This is a genomic window from Nitrospira sp. BLG_1, from assembly GCF_047338595.1.
Taxonomy (GTDB): domain Bacteria; phylum Nitrospirota; class Nitrospiria; order Nitrospirales; family Nitrospiraceae; genus Nitrospira_D.
On the sequence record NZ_JBLFBO010000027.1, the window covers coordinates 1 to 19387 of the forward strand.

Genomic DNA, 19387 nt, shown 5'->3' on the forward strand with positions numbered 1-19387 from the left:
ATGTCATCAACTTTTTGTCCATACTGTTCGATGAGTTTCTGGGTCTCTTGTTCAGCCTTTCGTAGTTCATCCTCGGTGAGCTTCGCATCTTTTTGGAGTTTCTTCAACTCCTCGTTGGCTTCTCTCCGGAATCCCCTGATCTGAACTTTAGCATCTTCCCCATGCTTCTTGCATACCTTCGTCAATTCCTTGCGCCGTTCTTCAGTCAATGGGGGAAGGGGAACTCGAATGATTTTTCCGTCATTCGACGGAGTCACGCCCAAACCGGCATTCGCGATGCCTTTCTCAATCTCTTTGATCAGCTGGGGCTCCCAAGGTTGGATGGTAATCAATCGAGCTTCCGGGGTCGACACACTGGCAATCTGTTTTAACGGGGTCATGGTGCCGTAGTAATCGACACGAATCCCATCGAGCAGCGCGACGGAAGCTCGCCCGGTTCGCAGACCTGAGAGATCCTTCCGTAAATGCTCGAGTGATTGATCCATACGGGAGACGAAGGCCTGGCGAACCGGGGCAGCGTTGGACATGATACACCTCGTAATGGGATCAGCGGTTACCGATCGTAACAGAGGTCCCGATCGGCTCACCCAAAGCCACTCGTTTGAAGTTACCGGGTACCTTGAGGTTGAAGACGGTGAGCGGCAGTTTATTATCCATACACAGACTGATGGCCGTCGAATCCATCACTTTGAGATTCTGATTCAAAATAGAGAGAAAGGAAATCTGATCATACTTCTTTGCCGTGGGATGACTGACCGGATCTGCGTCATAAATCCCGTCAACTTTAGTGCCCTTCATGATGACCTGCGCACTGATTTCCATGGCTCGAAGAACAGCTGCCGTATCCGTTGAGAAGTAGGGATTTCCGGTGCCACCGGCAAAAATAACCACTCGGTTCTTTTCGAGGTGGCGGATAGCCCGCCGCCGAATGTAGCCTTCCGCCAGTTGGCGCATTTCAATGGCAGATTGAACTCGGGTAATGATTCCAATACGTTCCAATGCATTTTGAAGCGCCAAGGCATTGAGCACGGTCGCCAGCATCCCCATATAATCGGCGGACGCCCGCTCCATACCGGCCGCACTTGCGGCGATCCCTCGAAAAATATTTCCGCCTCCTATGACAAGAGCCACCTGAACTTCAAGGGCCACGACCGAGGCGATCTCTGCTGCAAGTGTTTCCAGAATCGAGGGTTGGATACCGTACCCTTGCTCACCAGCCAACATCTCCCCGCTGACTTTCAGAAGGAGGCGTCGGTACTTGGCAGAGCTCATACTTCGCCTAACTGATAGCGAGTGAATCGGCGAATGTTCATATTTTCACCGATCTTCGAAATCTTTTGCGCAAGTAGATCCTTCACGGTTACGGCTGGATCCTTGATGAACGACTGCTCCATCAAACAATTTTCTTGATAGAACTTTTCCAGCTTTCCTTCGACGATTTTGGGCCACGCGGCCGGAGGCTTGCCCATTTCTTTTGCTTGCCCCTCGTAGATCACTTTTTCTTTCTCAGCCATATCGGCGGGAACATCTTCGCGCTTGACGAAGTTCGGTTTCGCAGCAGCGATCTGCAGAGCCAGATCGTTGACAAAAGCCTTAAACTCCTCATTGCGAGCCACGAAATCTGTTTCGCAGTTCACTTCGATCAAGACGCCGATCTTTCCCCCCATATGGATGTATGAATGAATGAGACCTTGATTGGTCTCTCGCCCGGCTTTCTTTGCGGCTGCTGCCAAACCCTTTTGCCGCAAATAGTCGATGGCTTTCTCGATATCATTATCGTTCTCGGTGAGGGCTTTCTGACAATCAAGAATGCCGGCCCCGGTTTTCTCACGAAGTTCCTTCACGAACTGGCTGGATCCTGCCATGATTCATTCTTCCTTCACGTAGGCGTTGAAAATAAAAGCATTGATGAACCGCTCTGCACGAGGCTTATGATATCGCTACGCCTTCAGAACGCACCACCGGCTTCTTCTCTCCGGAGGAGGAAGGCGTTGCTTGGAACTCCGCCTCCTCGCGCTGTGCTTTCACGTGGGCGCCTTCAATGCAGGCATCGGCAATTTTTGACGTGATCAGCTTGATGGAACGGATCGCATCATCATTCCCCGGAATGGGATAGGTAATGTGATCTGGATCACAGTTGCTGTCCAGAATCGCAATGACCGGAATATCAAGACGCGTCGCTTCTTGAACAGCAATCTTTTCAATTCTCGTATCGAGGACAAAGACGGCTCCTGGAAGACTGCGCATATTCTTAATGCCGGATAAGTACTTTTGGAGTTTGGCGATATCCTTCTGCATGAGAAGGATTTCTTTCTTTTTCAGACCATGCTCGCTTGGGTTGAGCAAGGTCGTTTCCATTTTTTTCATTTTATCGATACTGCGGCGAATGGTCTGGAAATTGGTCAACATCCCTCCCAACCACCGCTGATTGACAAAGTACATGTTGGCCCGTTTCGCTTCCTCTTCAAGGATTTCTGCGGCCTGCCGTTTTGTCCCGACGAAGAGGACGGAGTCGCCGCCTGCAACGAGATCTCTAACGAAGGCATAGGCCTGTTCCATTCGTGTGAGGGTCTGTTGTAAGTCGATGATATAAATACCGCTGCGTTCACCAAAGAGAAACTTCTTCATCTTGGGATTCCAGCGATTGGTCTGATGTCCAAAATGTACACCGGCTTCCAACAATTCCTTGATTGCCACTACCCCCATGCCGTCACCTTCCTCCAGGCTTGCAGAGCACCCGTAAGACGGGTGAGGGAATCGCTTCCCTTATTCTCAAGCCACACAGCGAACAATGCGCTGTTATTGATTTGAATAATCAGCCGGTTCACATTCTGTGAACGCGACCCCTGTCAGATATCGATCGGCGACGCTACCATAGTCACAACGAGGTTTCAAGCGACAAACGGTCTTCACGGGCTAGGATCGATAACTTGCATTGATACGCACATAATCGTACGAAAGATCCGTGGTCCACATATGGGCGCATGCCGTACCCAGGCCAAGATGGACCGCAATGGTAAACTCTTTCCGCTTGAAGACCTGTGCGATCTTGCGCTCGGCGTCGAGCCCCAGGCCAATACCCTGATTGACCATCTGGATGTCGTCGAACCTGACGGTCACCTTAGCCGGATTGATTGCAACGCCTGATCGTCCGATGGCCGCCATGACTCTTCCCCAATTGGCATCTTCCCCAAAGAGCGCGGTTTTCACCAGATTGGACGTGGCAATAGTGGCTGCAACGCGTTTCGCAGCAGCGATGGTCTTGGCCCCTTCAACCTGCACCTTGACGATCTTGGTCACACCTTCTCCGTCGCGGCAGATGAGTAAGGCCAAGGTCTGGGCAGCCTCAGTCAGAAGGCGCTCAAACTCTCGAGAGGTAGGGCTCTGTGGTTCGATCACCCGATTCCTTGCAAGACCGTTCGCCAAACACAACACGGTATCATTCGTGCTGGTGTCTCCATCCACAGTGATGCAGTTGAATGACTGGTCGGCCGCAGTCTTCAAGGCCTGTTGCAGAGCAGGGGGGGTGATTGCTGCATCGGTCGTAAAATACGCAAGCATCGTGGCCATATCGGGATGGATCATGCCCGATCCTTTGGCCATCCCTCCGATCGTGATCATGCGACCGCCGATTCTTGCTTGCACTGAGACTGTTTTAGGCCTCAAGTCCGTGGTCATGATGGCCCGAGCAGCCTGAGCACCACCCTTGACACTAAGACGCGAAAACAATGCGGGAATCGCTGTCGTGATCCGGTCAATGGGGAGTGTGCGTCCGATCACACCCGTCGATCCTACAAAAACTTGATGGACAGGAATTGAGAGCTGTTGAGCAACCGTCCTGGCCATCGTCACAGCTGAGACCAACCCCTGGGCTCCCGTGCAAGCGTTGGCATTCCCGCTATTCACGACGATCGCACGCCCGCAACGATGCCGAAGATGGCGACGATCGAGAAGGACGGGAGCCGCGGCGACACGATTTTTCGTGAACACTCCGGCAATCGGTCCGCTCACATCAGACACACACAGCGCAAGATCAAGGAGTCCGGGTTTCTTAATTCCACAATGGATACCGGCCGCTTGAAATCCTTGCGGGGCGGTAATGCCTGTCTGTTTTGTGCTCATACAACAAGGTTCCGTGAGGGTGATCGATCCGGATTGAGACCGCGAAGGATGATAGGCCTATGGATAGCTACCAGGGGCCGTCAGGCCGGTCTCCTCAGGCAGACCCAACATGAGATTCATTGCTTGAATGGCTTGACCAGCGGCTCCTTTGACAAGATTGTCGACGGCTGCCACAGTCACGACCCATCCAGCCCGTGCATCCGCGTATACGCCGACATCGCAGTAGTTTGTCCCCTTGATGTAGCGGGGATTCGGCACGATCTCGTCGCACAGCCGAACAAAGCGTTCGCTTTTATAAAACTCTCGGTACAAGTCTCGCAGGTCCGCGAGGGGCATCGCGTGAGTCAGCCGGCAATAGGCTGTACTCAATATTCCCCGATTCATCGGGACAAGGTGCGGCGTGAAGGTTACGGTCACCGGACCGACTTGGTCCCGTAACGCAGAAAGCTCCTGCTCAATCTCCGGCGTATGACGATGTTGTCCGATCTTGTAGGGCTCCAGAGATTCGTGCGCTTCAGGGAAATGATAGGGGAGGGCCGGACTCCGTCCCGCTCCCGATACCCCGGATTTGGCGTCAATGACGATCGTCTCCGGCTGCACAAGCCTCTTGGCAAAGAGCGGCGCCAATTGAAGAATGGCAGCCGTGGGATAACAACCGGGAGACGCGACGAGTTTCGCCTGTGCAATGGCGAGCCGGTGGAGTTCCGGGAGACCGTAGACCGCGTCCTTGAGGAGCTGTGGGTGGGTATGCGTGGTCTGATACCATCGCTCATACGCACCCACATCCTTCAAACGATAATCCGCACTGAGATCCACGACAAACTTACCGGCCTTGATGCAAATGGCAACCGGATCCTGGGACTTGGTATGCGGAAGAGCAAGAAAAACCGCATCAGCCCGCTCTGCCAAGGCTTCCGGTGCCAGGGCTTCAAACCGGTGATCCACGATCCCTTTGAGACTGGGGAACACGGACGCTACCACTTGCCCCGCAGACTTCTCAGAGGTCACTGCGGTGATTGTGAAATGGGGGTGAGCAGAAGCCAGACGCACCAATTCCGCACCGGCGTATCCACTTGCTCCCGCAATGGCAACTCGAAACTTCTTTCCCATCAATTAACCCAGAATTTCAACAACATCCTATTGACGGAGAGTCCAGATCGACCACATAAAAAAGGGAAGGCACGAGGCCTTCCCTTTTTGGTATCGGTGCCTCCTGCGTCTAGCGCTTGGAGTACTGGAATCGCTTGCGTGCGCCCTTTTGTCCGTATTTTTTCCGTTCCTTCACGCGTGAGTCACGGGTGAGCAGTCCTTCCTTTTTCAAAGAGCCGCGGGTCGACGGTGTCATGGCCACGAGCGCCCGTGCGATCGCATGGCGCAACGCACCCGCTTGTCCCGTCGGACCACCGCCGTAGACGGTCGCGCTGATCGAATACTTGCCCATCAGACCTGCCATTTCGAGCGGGAGCTGAATGATCTGTCGAAGAGTTAACCGAGGAAACGCCTGCTCCAACGGCTTCTCATTCACGGTAATGTCGCCTGCGGTCCCTGTCACCCAGGCTCGCGCCACCGCACACTTTCTCCGTCCCGTTGCATACTGTGTCACTACTGCCATGCGACTGATCTCCTTCTCGTTGGGGTCATGAACTCGTTAGAGTGAAATCGGTTGCGGTCGTTGTGCCTGATGAGGATGATTCGGCCCCGCGTAAACACGAAGCTTCTTGGCCATACCATTGCCGAGTGGTGTCTTCGGAAGCATCCCTTCAATCGCCGTGATCAAGAGCTGCGCCGGATCCTTTTGGAAGACATGTTTGGCTGAAGCGGTTTTTAAACCACCGGGATATCCGGTGTGACGATGGTAGAGCTTCTTGTCCAACTTCCCGCCGGTCAATTGAATCTTTTCCGCATTCACAATGACCACATGGTCGCCGATATCGACGTTCGGGGTGAAGGTCGGACGGTGCTTCCCTCGTAACACACCCGCGACTCTGGCAGCCAGGCGCCCCAAGGTCTTCCCGTCGGCATCCACCAAATGCCAGGTTTCTTTCACATGAATCGGATTCTCAAAGTACGTCGTCATCATCTTCTTCTTTCTCCACTGCGGCTTTTTTCAGCCGACGTTAAAGGACTTAGACTTCCTGTGCACCGATATTCTTCGTTTCCAACTTCGACAGCCATGCGTCCAACTGTTGCCCGCTTCGCCGTTGCCATACATCCTGCGTGACATAGATGGGAGCCTGACAGCGAAGGGCCAAGGCAATCGCATCGCTGGGACGTGCATCAAGGGTACGGGTCACTCCTTTGTTTTCAAGGAAGACCGTCGCATAGTATGTACTGCTCTTCACGTCGGTCAGAACCACACGTTCGGTGGTAATCCCAAGATGTTCGCCGCAGCTCTTAATGAGATCATGGCTCATTGGTCGTGCAGTGAGCGACGTATCCAAGGCTCGCTTGATCGCTTCCCCTTCGGACGCACCGACCCACACCATGAAGTGTTCGAGGTCACCGTCTTTTCGAGCCAGCACCACGATCCTCGTATCCGTCGCTGGGTCCTCGACCACACGATCAACCAGAAGCTGGATCAAGGGTCCGGAGTCTTGTGGTGAGCCACCGTCCATATCAGATCAACCTCGCTCAGGAATCGAGCTTGCCAAAGTCTTCCGGCTTCAGGTTTTCCAACCACTGACCAAGCTCTTCGGAGCTTTGCTTGCGAATCACCGACTCACTGGCAAAAATCGGAGCCTGGGTGCGTAACGCCAGCGCAATGGCATCACTCGGACGCGAATCTACGGCATACTCAGAATCACCGTACATCAGATGAATCTTGGCAAAGTAGGTATTCTCGCTCAAATCGGTGATGACCACGCTGATCACTTTGGCATCAAACGCATCCAAATAGGATTTCATAAAGTCATGCGTCATGGGACGAGGAGGAGCCACTTTTTCCAGCGCCAGACTAATCGAACTGGCTTCCGCTTTGCCGACCCAAATGGGGAGCATCTCAACCTGATCGTCGTCCCGCAAAATGACGATATACGCATTGTTGTAGGGGTCGAACATCAACCCTTTGACCTGCATCTGCGTAATCATCTGTATCCCTAATCGTTCTCACGGGCACAAAGCACATAACGGTGCACCGTACCACTTTCAGATTGGCCATGTCAACGAAGTCGGCGACAACGCAGGAGAAAAGTTGAGTCTGGTCCCTACAACACTCAAGATAAACTGCGACGGTCAGCCACCGGTTGGCCGATAGTTCTCCGCAACTTTTGACGAATCAACCGCCTCACCGATCTTCAGAAACGCCTTCATCTGTTTGCGCACGAGCTCACGGCCGCTCTCATCGCCGAGATTCACCTGATATTCGTTGATCACCATCACGCGCATACCTTCCCACTTTTTCCAGCAGCCGAGGCAGACTTTACCTTTCACTTCCGCCTCAAGCTTGCCGAGAAACAGGGGAGCGGTGATGACTTCACCAGTTTGACCACATGTCACACATGCCACCTCTGCCATATCGGTCATACTCCTTTTTTTGAGCGTGCTCTCGGATGAAATCGTCGACAAAACCACCTATATATCAGGTGTCATTCTAGCAGAGATGGCCCCATGAAAAATAGTTTGAGTTTCTCCCGACCTGATAGCTCAGGTGGAGCTCCACGCCTCAACAGTGGTGTTCTGCGTAGATGAGTGACTCGGCGCTCGCGCCTAGCCGGATCATCGGCCATCATGTAGTCAGGAGATTACGAGTTTCATGACCCACCTGACGAGTGATGCGCTCCTGCACGAACCCTTCACCTGGCTCTACGGGCAACGGCGCGCCCGGCGGACCATGCCGACGCATGTGTGACATGCGCCGGCAGTGGCCCCCGTGAAAAGACAACACTCACAAGACATGCGAGCAAATCCTTCAATCTGTATCTTGGTTTTCCTGAGATCGATGCCGCTTAACGTTTCTTCCGGTTGGCCAGATGTCCTGATCGCACCTGGCAGGCCAGCACATCGCAGATCACCCTGGTGGCCATCAGGCTTGTGATCTCCGCTGCATCGTAGGGTGGCGAACATTCCACGATTTCCATCCCCGCCAGTGGTTTCGTGTCGGCGATGATCTGCAGAAACTTCAACACTTCACGGGGGAGAAAGCCTCCAGGCTCAGGCCAGCCGGTGCCTGGCACGAAGGCTGCGTCTAAGCAATCTACATCGAAGCTCAACCACACGGCATCTACCCCGTTAAACGCCACTTCGAGGGCCTGTTTTGCGGCATTCTCGATGCCCATCTCCACACAGTCAGTCACGGTCATAATACTTGTTTGGCGTTCACGACCGGACTTCACGCCGGGTCTGGGCGCTTGCCAGCCGCCGATGCCGATCTGGACGAGGTTCTTCGCCGGGACGTTAGGAATGTTCGTCGCATGAAACCAGGGTGTGGTGTGCATACGTTCGTCGAGATCAGTCTCCTGCGTGTCGACATGACGGTCAAAGTGCAGGATGCCGAGTTTCTTGCCGTTCATATTCTGAGCCACCCCTCGCACGGTCGCAAATCCAAGAGAATGGTCTCCCCCCAGCACGACAGGGAAGGCCCCGCTGGCATAAACATGGCCCACGCCCTTGCTGACTTGATCAAAGGTCTTTTCGATGTTGCCGGGAATGGTAAAGATGTCGCCCAGATCGCACATGGAGATCGACTCTCGAAGATCCACACCCAGTTCAAAGCTATAGGTGCCGTACAACGCGGAAATCTTGCGGATGCCTTGAGGGCCGAATCGAGTGCCTGCCCGATAGGTGGTCCCGCCATCGAACGGTGCCCCGATGATGGCGACATCGTAGTCCCCGCACTTGCGGACATCCTCGACATACGGCGCTTTGGTGAAGGTGTTGATGCCGGCGAAATGCGGTAGCTCACCCCGACTAAAGGTAGGAATGCGACGATCTTTAATGGACTCAGCACCGGGCAAGCCCAGCTCTAGTCCCCGGGCGACTTCCTCTTCATATTTCGTGGTCGGCAGCAGCGCCTCCGCTTCGACCGCAAACTTGGCCTCCGGCCCGTAGTTGTCATGTAGGGGAACCGTGCCTTGGTATGTTCGCTTCTTTGCCATGCGTACTCCTTTTCTACCGGAATAAGTGAATTGGACTTTCTGTGAAACGCCTCGTACCGCACGGCTCGATGCACCGAGCCTGCCGTCTTGCTTACAGTGGTTCGGCTTCCCCCGAATGAACCGAGGTCCCGTTTCTACCGACAAGGAGATATAATGTCGTCAACGTGAGGATGCCCCCCAGTACGAGCGGGACGGCCCAGAGTTGCCACCAGGGAGCGTTGGGTGAAGTGGCATAGGGGCGTGGCCACGCGATGTTGACGAATTCAAACAACGACCAGAGAAACGCTGCGATATTAATCAACAAGCCCCACGAACCCAGGTTCAGTTGACCTAACGAGGGGTCCCATCGACCCGTGAGCCTGGTGTAGAGCCCAACACCCGTGGTCATTGCAAACATGGCATACAACCCACCCGTGCCGAATGCCAGGACCGTGGCAACGGCTTCATCGTTGAGACCAAAGAGCAAGCCGAGCGTCGCGAGCAGCACTGTAAAAAGTACAGCGTTGCGCGGAGCGCCGGCAGCGGTCACCCGACTGAGGACGGCCGGCATACTCCCTTCGCGAGCCATGGAGAACACAATCCGCGAGGTGTACTGCACCATTGAAGACCCGCAAGCCAGGAATGCGATCATGACAATCGCCAGAAAGGGAGTCTCTGCCCAGTCCCCAAAGTTAGCCACGATCACCGGGGTGACAGGATCGGATACGGCACTCGTCTGCTGTAACGTCTCGCGGTTGAAGCTGAGGGTCAGGGCGGCAGAGTTGAAGAGCACCACGCTCCCCACCATGCACAGCGAGAAAAAGATCGCGCGAGGCACCATCCGTTTCGGTTCATGCGTTTCTTCAGCAATGGTCGAGCAGGCATCGAAGCCGATAAACGCCCACCCTGAAATGGCAAGGGCCGCCAGAAACGCAGCGGTCTGGCTGGGAGCGGTTCCTGTCCCCAGATGGGCAAACAGTTCGGAGAAACCATGCTGCCGGAAAAAGAAAAACAGCAACAGGGCAACGCCGAACGAGCCGATGATTTCCGCATAGACTCCGAGCGAGATGAGAACCTTGAAGACCGAGACATGGACAAGATTCAGCACGGTGCAGACGAGCAGAAACACCGCGCCCCAGGTGACCAGAGTCATGCCCGCTCCACTTGCAGATCCGAAAAAAATCGCCAACCAGACCCCGCCGGTATAGGCGGTCGTCGTGAGCATGGCGATCGTAGAACTGACGTAGATGGCTCCGGCATAGGTGCCGGTGGTGGTGCCTCCAAGCTGCCGCGCCCATCTGTACGCGCCTCCCGCGATTGGAATCTGCGAGGACAGTTCCGCATACACGGTGGCGACCAATAACTGCATGATCAGGCAGAGCGCCAATGCCGGAAACCACCCGCCACCTGTGACGACCGTTTGCACCCCGATAATCGCGTAGAGTCCTGCCACCGGCGACACAGTGGCGAAACCGATGGTCAGACTGTTCCAGAGCGTCAAACTGCGACGCAGGGTTTCGGCCGTACTGGGCGCCGTCGCCAAACGATCTCGATCCGGAACATTGTGACTTACCATGACAGACCGCTCCAGTTCGGCAGCAGGTCTGACCGATATGTGAAGGAATGAACGATGGGGTGGAGGTGCATAACGAAGTCTCCTGGTGAAGGGCTTACCTCCCAAAAGGCCATGTACCAGCGTACATGATCTCCCGGGCTTTTATCCCTCCGTGGAGCCTCGTTAGCGAGGCCGAAAACTCTTGGACCAGTCGCTCCATCCGACAAGGAAGGAAGCCGGAACCCTAGTTTTCCTTTTGGAACAATTTCCTAGGAGCCTATTCATTTGTCCGATTAAAGTCAAGGCCATAACCCTCGGCTGTCCAAACAGCTTACGCAATGTCCATCGCGATGGGAGAAGACCGTTGGAGTGCCAGATGGGGCGCGAGGAAAGAATGTAGGGTCAACTGCCTCTCTTCTGATTGCACGAGAGCTGTTAGGTGGTCTGTATAAGTCGAAGAATGAACGGAGAGAAATGAGCAGGCCGTTGTCTTGTATTTTGAGGCGTTCTACAATTTATACATCACGTCAGTACGCAAGACGTATTTCTCCCCACGCTGGACCACAGCCCCTTCGTGCCAAATAGAATGGAGAAAGACCAACGCTGCTCCTGCCGTCGGCTTCACTGTCAGATAGGGACATCGTCGAGCAACCTGGTCCATGTCTGTAAAGAATCGGGTTTCTCCACCGACCATGTTGTCGTTCAAATAGATAAGAAATGTCACCTCGCTCTTTTCATAGGTCTTCAGAGACAGATAGGATCCGTCCCGATGGGGCTGGAAGGTTTGTCCGGGACGATAGCGGTAGAACCGCCAACGCTCGTTAAACCCAACCAGGTGGCGATGTTCAATAACCCGTGGGAGCCAGGACGTGGCACGCTGGAACAACCTATCTGCGAGGGTTTTGTCGTCAACCAGGACACGTTCATTGTTTCTGATTTCCTCGGCGACTACGCCACCCACAGTTCCCACCTCATACGTCAGCCCTTCGCTCCGACGAATCAGTGCCGCACACTCATCGTTCGACAGAAAGTTGAGCAAAAGAAATATCTTCCCGGGATCCAATTCTTCCTTGATCATGAGTGATTCCTACGAGTTTCACCATGATTGATGCATAGCCACCGACGCTCACAACCGTACCGCAGATTGCCGAATCGTCAAATGGACCCTCATTCTTCGTGAGTTACGGTCACACTGATGACCAAACAAGAATCTGACTGTCCTGCAGTATGTGCTTGGATAAGCGGGGGCATGATGTCAACAGCGCATCGGAGTACTGGGTGAGAGCACGGTCTGGAACCTGTTTTCTCCCGTGGAAGTGGGGAGGGGAGAGAGTTGCCGATTGACCCTTGGACGGCGGCATGTTAGAAACAGATCCGCTTGATACAGTGAGTGTGGGTACGCCCGGATGGCGGAACTGGCAGACGCGCCGGACTCAAAATCCGGTTCTCGCAAGAGAGTGGGAGTTCGACCCTCCCTCTGGGCACCAACGAATACAGACGTGCGGTTGTTGACTGAAGACTAGAGGTGGCTGCCGCCTGGTTTCCATACGAGGAACGACCTTAATGAGACAGGGATGGCGGTGAAGGTCAGTCCGAAACCTGATGCGATCCGACAACCCTCTTGACAGCGTCTCGCTATTAGCCTACTTTCTGCATATTTCTCAGGGATGTACAGCGTGTCTTGCTCGATTCAGAAAGCGTCAGCATCGAACCAGACTCAACGTCTTCTAATGGTGACCTTGTGAATTTTTATTACAGGACAACCGGTCCACTTACTTTTAAGGAGGCAGCACATGCGTAAAGTGTTGGCACTGGGAGCCGCCCTGCTCTGCGTCGGCTCAATGAATGTTGCAGTGGCTCAAGAGCGACTCCAGCAATCATCTGGGGGATCTGCAATGGGTGTAGGAACAGGGGTTGGCGACGTGTCTGGTAACGCAAATCGCGTTCAGGCCTTTGATCGCAATGCATTCCTTGACCGACTTTCTCTTCCAGAGACAATCTACGGGCGTGTACTGGCAATCGATCTTCCGGCTGGGAAAATGCTGCTTGAAAGCGGTGGAAGCTCGCATGATGAAGGACGTGCAGGATCCGGCGCGATGAGCTCCATGACGGTGTACTTCGATGAAAAAACCAACATGGACCAGCTGCGGGTATTGAACAATGGTGATGATATTTCTCTACAAGTGATTGAAGCAGTTACGCCCAATCAGCAGTATGGTGTTGGACGTAAGCTCGTTCGGGAAGTGTACCTACTGCGCGGCAACGAAAGACTAGCCGGGTTTGGTGGTTTAGGACAACGTCCGAATCCTGCAACAGAGCGCGCCATCGAGACGAGCAACGGCAGTACCACTGGTGGAGTGGCGGGATCAGTATTGCCGGGCAAGATCACTGGGACCATTGACACCACAATTGGAGAATTCACAGGATCAGCTCCTTGCTGGAACTGTGAACCTCAGCCAGGCTGGGGTTATCAAGGGCAAAACAAGTCAGATTATGGCGCTGATACCGCGAAGCCGAACTTGATCAAAGGATTTAATTGAGACGTTCCAAGACTTGAGCTTTCAAAGGGGGCAGCAGAAGCTGCCCCCTTTGTTTTATTGCGATCTGTACATGGCTTGCCAACGGTCGCTGGTCATCGGCGAGCTGACTCGGGGAATATTCTTTCATTCAATGAGTCTGTGATTATGAGCGAACCGGAGAAAGCACCTATTGGGCCGTCCTCGGAGCTGGATCTGCGCGGAGTGATTTGTCCCTATAACTTCGTGAAAACGAAACTGAAGCTTGAGACCATGAAAGAAGGAGAGGTCCTGTCTGTCCTCTTGGACGACGGCGACCCCATTCGGAATGTCCCACGCAGTGTCGAGAATGAAGGACACACCGTCTTAGGCCAGGAGCGAGTGGAGCAAGCCTACCGAGTGTTGATTCGTCGGGAGGATAATGACTGATAGGAATGTCCCTACGTTCATGGGTGATGCGTTCGCCGTCAGGTTCGAGAAAGCCACTACGTCATGAGATTCCAATCGGCCTGTTTCGTTGGCCACTACTTCCTTCCTGACAAGACAATCGTGATGTCTTCCCCCGCTGTGTCCGACAGTTGCCGACTTACCTCATAGGCCGTTCCCCGAATAATCAGCTCATTCGGTGTCGTGAGGTCGCAGGCCGCGACAACCAGCCGTCTCGGCGCAAGCCGGACAAGGGTTTCAAGAGCACGTACGGCCGTGCGTCGGGTGCCATAGGCAACAGTCGGAACCTTCATTTTTACTGCATCAGCCAAACGTCGCGTGAGATGTGGGCCGGTACTCGGCAGCTGTCCAGAAAAATAGAAGGACTCGCAAGAAAATCCAGCCACCGTCAGAGCCGTAATTACTGCGGAAGGTCCGGGGATCGGAATCACCCGGGTTCCTTGAGAAGCGGCTTCCGTGACAAGCAGCGCGCCTGGATCCACGATCAGGGGCGACCCTGCGTCCGTGACAATGGCAATCCTGGCTCCCTGTCGTACTCGCTGAAGAAGCACCGCGACCTTCTCCTGCACATTCACAGGACCATAACTGGTCACGGTCGCTGAGATCCGATGATGCGCGAGTAGTTGCTGTGTCATGTTTGGATCTTCAGAGGCAATGAGATCAACAGACTTCAAGATCGCCAACGCACGCAGGGTCAGATCATCAGGATGTCCGATGGGGACGGCCACCACATACACCACCCCTCCCTCATCCGGTGACTGAGCCGAAGCTATTGACACGCCAGCGTTTTCTTGACTCTGTTTAGGCGGCACCGATATAATTTCCTCTCAACCTGTTTGAACGTCACGCCGGAGATTCAGCGGGGACATTCCCAATGGCAGCCGTCTGTTTCATGATCGCCCTCATCCTGTACATCGTGGCCACGGTGTCGTTTCTGTCCTACTCCCTACGGCGTTCGGAAGCTCTCTCGAACGTGTCGCTGAGCATTACCGCAGTCGGGTTCGCGTTCCATACGATCACCCTTATCATGAGAATGACGGGAGCGTCATCCTCCTCTCCGCCGAGTTTTTCCGATGCCTTGTCGTTTTTCTCCTGGATGATCATCCTGGTGCTGCTCATCGTCGAATTTCGTCATCGCATTCATGTACTGGGATCCTTCATGGTCCCCTTGGCGATTGTCTCGCTCATCTCGGCGGCAGCCCTTCCGGAAAGCGAGCCGACGCTTCAACCGGTCTTCAAAACCTTGTGGTTTCATGTCACCCTCAGCATGTTGGGGACGGTCGGATTCGCCGTCGCATTCGTAGCGGGAGTGATGTATCTCATTCAAGATCGGCTCCTCAAGTCGAAACAATTCAACGTCCTCTATAGTAAACTGCCGGCGCTCGACTTTCTCGATCATCTGAATCAGCAGTCGATCGTCCTGGGATTCCCGTTGCTGACGTTGGGTATCGTGACAGGTGCCATCTCCGCCGAGCTCGCTCGCGGGTCGTACGTCAGCTGGAATCCTGAGCAAACATGGGCCGTCGTGACCTGGCTCTTTTATTTCGTCGTCCTCCTGGGAAGACTGACCATCGGCTGGAGAGCCAAGCGGGCAGCCTATCTCACCGTGGTCGGGTTTGCCTGTGTCATCCTGACATTGGTCGGCGTCCTGCTCAAAGGGCATAGCGCCTTGTCGTAGGGTAGAAAGTGGTCGTGCCATGCATTTGATCGTCGTAGGCTTAAGCCATAAGACGGCTCCGGTAGAAATCCGGGAGCGTCTGGCCGTTCCCGAAAGCCGTCTCGGTGAAGCCCTGACTCGCCTCTGTTCGTACCCCGGCGTGAAGGAAGGAATTCTGCTGTCGACCTGCAATCGAGTCGAAGTCTACTCCGTGGTTGAGGATGTCGACACCGGATACGGCCGCATCCAAGAATTTCTGGCCGACACGCATCTTTCTCTCTCCTCCGAACAGTTGACTCCGCATTTGTACTGGCATACCGGGGATCGGGCGATTGCCCACCTGTTTCGCGTGGCGTCCAGTTTGGACTCCATGATCATCGGCGAGTCTCAAATCTTGGGACAACTGAAAGACGCCTTCGAGGTCGCACTGGCACACAAGACCACCGGTGTGATTATGAACAAAGTGGTGAAGAAGGCGATCTCCGTGGCCAAACGTGTGCGCACGGAGACGAAGATTGCCGAGATGGCGGTCTCCGTCAGTTACGCTGCGGTGGAGCTTGCGAAGAAAATCTTTTCGAACCTGCATGAAAAGACCGTCTTGTTGGTCGGAGCCGGAGAGATGGCCAAGCTGGCGGCAAAGCATTTGATCGCAAACGGCGTGGGACATGTGCGGATCACGACCAGAACTCCGCAACATGCGGTTGATCTCGCCGAGAAGTTTGGAGGAACCGCAGTCCCGTTCGATCAGTTCAAGGATGACATGGCCTCGGCAGACATTGTCTTGGTCTCGACCGGCGCAGCCCATTACTTGGTCGGAGCCGAGGATGTGCATCGAGCCGTTCAGGAACGCATGAATCGTCCGATGTTCCTGATCGATATTTCCGTTCCGAGAAATATCGACCCTGCGGTTCGCCACGTCGACAACGCGTTCCTCTTTGATATCGACGATCTCAAGCATCGGGTTGAGCAGAACCGTGCCGAACGGGTGCACGAGGCGGAGAAAGCCGAGCGCATGGTGATCGAAGAAGTGACGATGATCCTCGACTGGATGAAATCATTGGAAGTCACACCGACCATCGTGGCCCTTCGTAACCGGGTGGAGGACATAAAACGGGCGGAGGTCGAGAAAGTGCTGGGGCGATTGGGACACCTGTCCGCACAGGATCGAGAACTCGTCGAAGGTCTCGCCTCCTCCATCGTCAACAAACTGATCCATCGGACGATGGTGACGTTGAAAAACGAAGTCAATTCGTCCAGTGGCCCTGCGTTTGTCGAGGCGGCCCGGCAGTTCTATGCCCTGGATAGACCCGCTGCCTCTACTCAACAGACAGAGACCTATTCCGAGTCGTCTCGTTACCTCACGGACAGTCGCCCTCAATCCGAAGCCGACGAGCCAACCCCTGAACCCTCAGTACCGAAACGCGCCCGCTAGCCTATACGTACAGAGAAAGGATTACCCTGTGTCGACATCGAACGGTCAACGCTCCACGCTGGTGCTAGGGACAAGAGGGAGCAAGTTGGCGCTCTGTCAGAGTGAGTGGTTTCAATCACAAGTTCACGAGGTTGCCCCGGAGGTTCGCGTCACGCTCAAAAAGATTCAGACCTCAGGAGACAAGATTATTGATGTCCCGCTGGCCAAAATCGGGGGAAAAGGACTCTTCGTCAAAGAGATTGAAGATGCCTTGCTTGCCGGTGACATTGACTTCGCCGTTCACAGCATGAAAGACGTTCCGGCACAACTCCCGGCTGGACTCGATATTCTCTGTGTGCCGGCGCGCGAGGATGCCCGTGATGCCCTGATCAGCCGAACCGGTTGTTCGTTCCAGGAGTTGCCGTTGGGAGCGACGATCGGGACGGCGAGTCTCCGCCGCCAGGCGCAACTGCTACAGGCCAGACCAGACCTCACGATTACCATGCTGCGCGGAAATCTTGATACGAGGCTACGAAAGCTTAAGGACGGGCAGTTTGATGCCATTGTGCTCGCCGCAGCCGGTTTGCATCGCCTGGCTTGGGCTGAGACCATCACCGAATATCTCTCCCCTGTCCTCAGTCTTCCTGCGATCGGACAAGGCGCACTCGGTATCGAAGGTCGGGCTGACGACGAATTCGTCCGCTCGATCTTGTTGCGGCTCAACCACCGAGAAACCCAGACAACGGTCACGGCAGAACGAGCATTTTTGCAACGATTAGAGGGTGGCTGTCAGGTCCCGATTGCCGCGCATGCCATCTTATCCGGCGAGCGGCTGGTTTTGGAGGGACTCGTGGCAAGCATCGACGGGAAAACCATCATTCGTGATCAGATTGCCGGCACAGGACAGCAAGCCCATGCCCTTGGGGTACAGTTAGCTGAACGGCTGTTGACCAGAGGCGGAGACAAGATTCTCCGAGAGATTTACGGATCGGCATGAGCAGAATGGGGCAACGCACAGGAAAGGTCTATCTCGTCGGAGCCGGCCCTGGAGATCCAGGGCTCTTGACGCTCCGTGGACGAGACTGCCTCGCGCAGGCTGACGTCGTCCTCTACGACTATCTCGCGAATCCCGCACTGCTGGCCCATGCTCCTGAACATGCGGAGCGCCTCTATGTCGGACGACGCGGCACAGGGAAATACCCGGAGCAAGCGTCCATTAATCGGCTGCTGATCGAACGTGCGCAAGCAGGGAACGTGGTGGTTCGCCTGAAAGGCGGAGATCCATTCGTGTTCGGTCGTGGTGGAGAAGAAGCGGAGGCACTCGCGGCTGCGGGGATTGCATTTGAAGTGGTCCCCGGTGTCACCGCCGCAGTGGCAGTCCCGGCCTATGCCGGCATTCCTATTACCCACCGGACTTTGGCATCTACCGTAACGATCGTCACCGGACATGAAGATCCCACAAAAACCTCGACCTCATTGGACTGGCCAAAACTCGCCGCTACACGGGGAACACTCGTCTTTCTGATGGGCATGAAACATCTCTCCACAATCACCGCCCAGCTCATGCAGGAAGGAATGTCTCCATCGACACCGGTTGCGATTACCCGCTGGGGGACCAGAGCCTGTCAACAGACGCTGGTCGGAACGTTGTCGGACATTGTGTCAAAGGCTCGGACCATCGGAATGGAACCCCCCACCGTGATTGTGGTGGGTGAGGTTGTTCAACTCAGATCGACACTCAATTGGTTCGAACGACGTCCACTGTTCGGCAAGCGCGTATTGATGACACGAGCCAAAGAGCAGGCCCACGAGCTGGCTACGCATCTCGCCAGTTATGGAGCCGACCCGGTCGAAGGTCCGACTATCAGCATTGTTCCCCCGCTCGATTGGACAGTCGTCGACCGCGCCATTTCCGAGATCGGCACCTACCATTGGATGATCTTCACCAGTGTGAATGGGGTGGACCGCTTCATGAGTCGTCTCTGGGCACAAGGACTGGATGCACGGTGTCTGGCCGGACAACGCGTGTGCTGTATCGGACCCCGGACCGCTCAGGAGTTGGAGCGGTTTGGCGTTCGAGCCGATCTGGTTCCGGCTGAATATCAAGCGGAGGGAGTTTTGGCCGCACTGAATCAGCAGGAGATCAGCACATCTCGCATCCTGATCCCGCGAGCCGAAGTGGCGCGAGAGATCTTGCCGGAACAGCTCCGTGCGCGTGGAGCCCATGTCGATGTCGTGCCGGTCTACCGAACGCTGGCTCCAGACCTGAAGGCTGAGGGATGGTGGCAAGAGCTCAGAGACCATCGTCTCGATGTCGTGACCTTTACAAGTTCTTCCACGGTTCGAAACTTTGTTGCTATGCTGGGAGGGGTGGATGCTGTGAGTCCGCTGTTGCGCTCAGTGACCATCGCCTGCATCGGTCCAATCACAGCCAAGACAGCAGAGGAATTCGGTCTCACGGTCTCAATCATGCCGAGCGAAAATACGATTCCTGCATTAGTGGATGCGATTGCTCACCATTATGAGAGCCGCGAGCACTGTGCCGCGGGTGTTGTATCGTAACCCAACGGCCCATGCCTGATGGGCCGGCTTTATAAGGAGGGAGCG

At 54.9% G+C, this 19387-nt stretch carries 21 protein-coding genes, 1 tRNA gene and 1 riboswitch; of the genes, 7 read left to right on the forward strand and 15 right to left on the reverse strand.

Going from position 1 to position 19387, the window contains the following annotated elements:
- The 14 genes from frr to ACMTNU_RS15305 all read right to left on the reverse strand — a co-directional run.
- Positions 1–527, reverse strand: a 527-nt coding sequence (gene frr, locus ACMTNU_RS15240) for a ribosome recycling factor (RefSeq protein ID WP_413936137.1), incomplete at its 3' end; no start/stop codon positions are given.
- A gap of 19 nt (positions 528–546) precedes the next feature.
- Positions 547–1272 carry a UMP kinase gene (gene pyrH / locus ACMTNU_RS15245; RefSeq protein WP_413936138.1) on the reverse strand — a complete coding sequence of 242 codons (726 nt, stop codon included), beginning with the start codon at positions 1270–1272 and terminating at the stop codon, positions 547–549.
- Complete coding sequence (gene tsf, locus ACMTNU_RS15250) at positions 1269–1865, reverse strand: translation elongation factor Ts (RefSeq protein ID WP_413936139.1); 597 nt, start codon at positions 1863–1865, stop codon at positions 1269–1271. Before tsf ends, pyrH begins: the two co-directional genes overlap by 4 nt.
- 64 nt (positions 1866–1929) lie before the next feature.
- Positions 1930–2706 (reverse strand): 30S ribosomal protein S2, encoded by a 777-nt coding sequence (gene rpsB / locus ACMTNU_RS15255; protein ID WP_413936140.1) that lies wholly within the window; start codon positions 2704–2706, stop codon positions 1930–1932.
- A gap of 210 nt (positions 2707–2916) precedes the next feature.
- Positions 2917–4122: a bifunctional glutamate N-acetyltransferase/amino-acid acetyltransferase ArgJ gene (gene argJ, locus ACMTNU_RS15260; protein ID WP_413936142.1), complete on the reverse strand. Its 1206-nt coding sequence runs from the start codon at positions 4120–4122 to the stop codon at positions 2917–2919.
- A gap of 57 nt (positions 4123–4179) precedes the next feature.
- Positions 4180–5232 carry an N-acetyl-gamma-glutamyl-phosphate reductase gene (gene argC, locus ACMTNU_RS15265; RefSeq protein ID WP_413936144.1) on the reverse strand — a complete coding sequence of 351 codons (1053 nt, stop codon included), beginning with the start codon at positions 5230–5232 and terminating at the stop codon, positions 4180–4182.
- Between the two features lie 109 nt (positions 5233–5341).
- On the reverse strand, positions 5342–5734 hold the full coding sequence (gene rpsI, locus ACMTNU_RS15270) for a 30S ribosomal protein S9 (RefSeq protein ID WP_413936145.1): 393 nt from the start codon (positions 5732–5734) through the stop codon (positions 5342–5344).
- 36 nt (positions 5735–5770) lie between these two features.
- Positions 5771–6202 carry a 50S ribosomal protein L13 gene (rplM, locus tag ACMTNU_RS15275; protein ID WP_413936146.1) on the reverse strand — a complete coding sequence of 144 codons (432 nt, stop codon included), beginning with the start codon at positions 6200–6202 and terminating at the stop codon, positions 5771–5773.
- 46 nt (positions 6203–6248) lie between these two features.
- On the reverse strand, positions 6249–6737 hold the full coding sequence (locus ACMTNU_RS15280; RefSeq protein WP_413936147.1) for a bifunctional nuclease family protein: 489 nt from the start codon (positions 6735–6737) through the stop codon (positions 6249–6251).
- 16 nt (positions 6738–6753) lie between these two features.
- On the reverse strand, positions 6754–7209 hold the full coding sequence (locus ACMTNU_RS15285) for a bifunctional nuclease family protein (RefSeq protein WP_413936148.1): 456 nt from the start codon (positions 7207–7209) through the stop codon (positions 6754–6756).
- Positions 7210–7353: 144 nt separating this feature from the next.
- A complete protein-coding gene (locus tag ACMTNU_RS15290; RefSeq protein ID WP_413936149.1) occupies positions 7354–7635 on the reverse strand; it encodes a Fe(2+)-trafficking protein in 282 nt (93 codons plus the stop codon).
- Between the two features lie 431 nt (positions 7636–8066).
- The gene (locus tag ACMTNU_RS15295) at positions 8067–9215 is read right to left on the reverse strand and encodes an agmatinase family protein (protein ID WP_413936150.1); all 1149 of its coding nucleotides are present in this window, start codon (positions 9213–9215) and stop codon (positions 8067–8069) included.
- Positions 9216–9306: 91 nt separating this feature from the next.
- Positions 9307–10770 (reverse strand): APC family permease, encoded by a 1464-nt coding sequence (locus tag ACMTNU_RS15300; protein WP_413936152.1) that lies wholly within the window; start codon positions 10768–10770, stop codon positions 9307–9309.
- Between the two features lie 128 nt (positions 10771–10898).
- A riboswitch (guanidine-I (ykkC/yxkD leader) is annotated at positions 10899–11008 on the reverse strand.
- 249 nt (positions 11009–11257) lie between these two features.
- Positions 11258–11827 carry a prolyl hydroxylase family protein gene (locus ACMTNU_RS15305; protein WP_413936153.1) on the reverse strand — a complete coding sequence of 190 codons (570 nt, stop codon included), beginning with the start codon at positions 11825–11827 and terminating at the stop codon, positions 11258–11260.
- A 322-nt stretch (positions 11828–12149) separates the two neighbouring features.
- On the opposite strand from ACMTNU_RS15305, the gene ACMTNU_RS15310 reads away from it, so the two are divergent.
- From ACMTNU_RS15310 to ACMTNU_RS15320, 3 genes are all read left to right on the forward strand, one after another.
- A tRNA-Leu gene (locus ACMTNU_RS15310) sits at positions 12150–12236 on the forward strand.
- 306 nt (positions 12237–12542) lie between these two features.
- Entirely contained in the window at positions 12543–13289 is a 747-nt protein-coding gene (locus tag ACMTNU_RS15315) for a hypothetical protein (RefSeq protein WP_413936154.1), read from the forward strand.
- A 144-nt stretch (positions 13290–13433) separates the two neighbouring features.
- Entirely contained in the window at positions 13434–13694 is a 261-nt protein-coding gene (locus ACMTNU_RS15320) for a sulfurtransferase TusA family protein (protein ID WP_413936155.1), read from the forward strand.
- Positions 13695–13789: 95 nt separating this feature from the next.
- Here the strand turns inward: ACMTNU_RS15320 and ACMTNU_RS15325 are convergent, their stop codons facing one another.
- Positions 13790–14491: an SAM-dependent methyltransferase gene (locus ACMTNU_RS15325; protein ID WP_413936157.1), complete on the reverse strand. Its 702-nt coding sequence runs from the start codon at positions 14489–14491 to the stop codon at positions 13790–13792.
- Positions 14492–14586: 95 nt separating this feature from the next.
- Between ACMTNU_RS15325 and ACMTNU_RS15330 the strand changes: the two genes are divergently transcribed.
- The 4 genes from ACMTNU_RS15330 to cobA are packed head-to-tail and all read left to right on the forward strand — an operon-like array spanning position 14587 to position 19342.
- Entirely contained in the window at positions 14587–15390 is an 804-nt protein-coding gene (locus tag ACMTNU_RS15330; protein WP_413936158.1) for an inner membrane protein YpjD, read from the forward strand.
- Positions 15391–15409: 19 nt separating this feature from the next.
- Positions 15410–16801 (forward strand): glutamyl-tRNA reductase, encoded by a 1392-nt coding sequence (gene hemA, locus ACMTNU_RS15335; RefSeq protein ID WP_413936159.1) that lies wholly within the window; start codon positions 15410–15412, stop codon positions 16799–16801.
- A 28-nt stretch (positions 16802–16829) separates the two neighbouring features.
- Entirely contained in the window at positions 16830–17777 is a 948-nt protein-coding gene (gene hemC, locus ACMTNU_RS15340; protein ID WP_413936161.1) for a hydroxymethylbilane synthase, read from the forward strand.
- Between the two features lie 5 nt (positions 17778–17782).
- Positions 17783–19342, forward strand: coding sequence for a uroporphyrinogen-III C-methyltransferase (gene cobA / locus ACMTNU_RS15345; protein ID WP_413936162.1), 1560 nt, complete (start codon positions 17783–17785; stop codon positions 19340–19342).
- The last annotated feature ends 45 nt before the right edge of the window (positions 19343–19387 follow it).